This is a genomic window from Streptomyces sp. WAC06614, assembly GCF_003949795.1.
Taxonomy (GTDB): Bacteria; Actinomycetota; Actinomycetes; order Streptomycetales; family Streptomycetaceae; genus Streptomyces.
The window spans coordinates 1-225 of the sequence record NZ_RPRY01000813.1; the positions used below are offsets into that span (position 1 = coordinate 1).

The following is a 225-nucleotide window of genomic DNA, read 5'->3' on the forward strand; positions in this document are numbered from 1 at the left end:
GCAGAAGGCGGCATGCGTGATGGCTCAGTGTCGCGTGGGCTGGGAGATGTGTATGAGAGGCGGGGGGGGGGGGACGAAGGGGGTGGCGGTGGTGGTGGGTTGGGCGAGGTAGCCGTGGGCGAGGCCGTCGCCGGTGAGGTAGAGCTCGCCGGTGACACCGGGGGGTACGGGGCGCAGGTGGTCGTCGAGGACGTAGGCGTACTTGTTGGTGAGGGGCCGGCCGAT

1 protein-coding gene is annotated in these 225 nt (G+C 70.2%); it reads right to left on the reverse strand.

Translation table 11 applies throughout. The features are described from left to right. Positions 1-24: 24 nt before the first annotated feature. The coding region (locus EF918_RS36600) for an AMP-binding protein (RefSeq protein WP_148141396.1) at positions 25-225 on the reverse strand (201 nt) is incomplete at its 5' end.